This is a genomic window from Citrobacter sp. wls718 (assembly GCF_005280945.1).
Classification (GTDB): Bacteria; Pseudomonadota; Gammaproteobacteria; order Enterobacterales; family Enterobacteriaceae; genus Citrobacter; species Citrobacter gillenii.
In genome coordinates, this window is record NZ_SZWV01000106.1 from 1 (window position 1) to 2,326 (window position 2,326).

General features: G+C 49.7%; 5 protein-coding genes. All 5 read left to right on the forward strand.

Annotated elements, in window-relative coordinates; translation table 11 throughout:
- Positions 1-163, forward strand: a 163-nt coding sequence (locus FDW95_RS20660; protein ID WP_137363601.1) for a 3'-5' exonuclease, incomplete at its 5' end; no start/stop codon positions are given.
- A 67-nt stretch (positions 164-230) separates the two neighbouring features.
- Complete coding sequence (locus FDW95_RS20665) at positions 231-494, forward strand: excisionase (RefSeq protein WP_115259961.1); 264 nt, start codon at positions 231-233, stop codon at positions 492-494.
- Positions 469-1,587, forward strand: coding sequence for a phage integrase Arm DNA-binding domain-containing protein (locus FDW95_RS20670; protein WP_115258738.1), 1,119 nt, complete (start codon positions 469-471; stop codon positions 1,585-1,587). The genes FDW95_RS20665 and FDW95_RS20670 overlap by 26 nt, the downstream gene beginning before the upstream one ends.
- Complete coding sequence (locus FDW95_RS20675) at positions 1,566-1,775, forward strand: hypothetical protein (protein WP_115258739.1); 210 nt, start codon at positions 1,566-1,568, stop codon at positions 1,773-1,775. The genes FDW95_RS20670 and FDW95_RS20675 overlap by 22 nt, the downstream gene beginning before the upstream one ends.
- Positions 1,772-2,326: spermidine/putrescine ABC transporter permease PotC (gene potC / locus FDW95_RS20680; protein ID WP_249359268.1), on the forward strand; the 555-nt coding region annotated here is incomplete at its 3' end. The genes FDW95_RS20675 and potC, both read left to right, overlap by 4 nt.

The following is a 2,326-nucleotide window of genomic DNA, read 5'->3' on the forward strand; positions in this document are numbered from 1 at the left end:
GAATGACAGGGACGTAAGGACCATTGTTGAACTGGGCAAATCTGTCGGTATCAACCCACGCCACGACATCCCGTTTGAAGGTGATCTGCATAATGCGCTTTCTGACGCCCGGCATCAGGTCAAATACGTCTCTGCAATCTGGCAACGTCTGACCGCAAACTGATTATTGAATATCAACCAATGCCAGCTGTTGCGCGTATCGTAATAGCTGGCTATCGCGAGTGATGGCTATGAGTGAACAATTTCTGATACCGCTGACAGAATGGAAAGCCGGTCGCTTTGGTTTTGTAATTACCAATACCACGCTGGTGAAATACGGCAAGCTGGGCTACATAAACCCGAAACCGGAAAAAATTTGCGGGCGCTGGTGTGTAGATCGCAATGCAGTTTATGTCGGCCCCGGCGCTGTCGGCGTGGTGCCAGAAATTCATGATGACGATGATGACGCGCTAAAGGAGATCCTCAATCATGTCGCCAAGGCCACGAAAAAATAGCATCTCCATTCCCGGGCTTTATGCCCGGTTTGATCGCCGAACCGACAAAACCTATTACCAATATAAAAACCCAGTAACCGGAAAATTTCACGGACTCGGAACCGATAAAACCAAAGCAGAAAAAATAGCGGTCATCGCCAATCAGCGACTGGCTGCGGCAGAAGCTGATTATTTCCTGAAAAAAATCGATGAAAAGCCATCATTAAATAAGGCGCGCGGGATCAGTTTAAAGGCGTGGATTGTTCGCTATGAAAAAGTGCAGCGCACACGTGTAGACAACGGTGATCTGTCAGAAACCCGACTCAAAGAAAAAATGAGGATGGCTAATCTTTTGGTTGGTCGACTTGGTAATCATCCGTTGCGTAGTCTGGAAGTCAGGGATTTTTCCCTGATACTGGAGGAATGGCTCGATAAGGGGCAGGCCAGCACAGCGCTAAACAATCGCGTGGTGTGGGTGGATATTTACCGCGAAGCACAGCATGCCGGTGAAGTTCCTCCTGGCTGGAATCCTCCGGAGGCGACGCGAAAACCGGTACCGAAAGTGACCCGGGCACGACTCAGCATCGAGGACTGGCGGGCCATATTCAATGTTACCCCTGAAGGGCATTACAACAGGAACGCCATGCTTCTCGCCCTAGTTACCGGCCAGCGAAGAGAGGATATTGTCAGAATGAAATTTTCTGATGTGTGGGACGGTCATTTGCATGTCATTCAGGGTAAAACAGGTATGCGCCTGGCGTTACCCCTGTCACTTCATTGCGATGCAGTGGGCATGACGCTCAAAGAGGTCATTGCCGGTTGTCGCAACAAGATTGTTAGCCCTTACCTGGTTCACAGCCGATTGCAGAAAAAAGGCCAGCCAATGAGCAAAGACAACCTGTCAGATTATTTTGCGGATGCCCGGGATCTTGCGGGAATTAAGCCACCAGCTGGGAAAACGCCAACGACATTCCACGAGCAACGCTCGCTAGCCGAACGACTGTACCGCGCGCAAGGGATCGACACCAAAACGCTGCTGGGCCATAAAGTGCAGGCAACAACAGATCGCTATAACGACACTCGTGGACAGGAATGGCTAAAGCTAGTCATTTAAATGGGCATTTTTTTCCGATCACCTGGAAAATTGTTGTAAAATTCGCGGCCTTAGTGAGGGCCGCTTATTTTTTGGCTGTCTCTTTTGGTGGGAAGTTTTGGAGAGATTTTGGAGAAGAGAAAAAGTTGATTATTTTCAATGCTCTGAAAGCGTCACACCTTCTGAATAAAAAGGTGGAACTCGAATGATCGGTCGACTGCTTCGTGGTGGTTTCATGACTGCCATCTACGCGTATCTGTACATTCCAATCATTATTTTGATTGTGAACTCCTTTAACAGCTCGCGCTTTGGCATCAACTGGCAAGGCTTTACCACCAAATGGTACGGCCTGCTGATGAACAACGACAGCCTGCTGCAGGCGGCACAGCATTCACTGACGATGGCCGTATTATCCGCAACCTTTGCCACCCTGATCGGCTCACTGACGGCGGTTGCGCTTTACCGCTACCGTTTTCGCGGTAAACCGTTTGTCAGCGGTATGCTGTTCGTGGTGATGATGTCGCCGGATATCGTGATGGCGATTTCACTGCTGGTGCTGTTTATGCTGATCGGTATTCAACTGGGGTTCTGGTCGTTGCTGTTCTCGCATATCACCTTCTGTTTACCTTTTGTGGTGGTGACAGTGTACTCACGCCTGAAAGGATTCGATGTGCGAATGCTGGAAGCCGCAAAAGACCTGGGAGCCAGCGAAGTCACTATTCTGCGCAAAATCATTCTGCCGCTGGCAATGCCAGCGGTC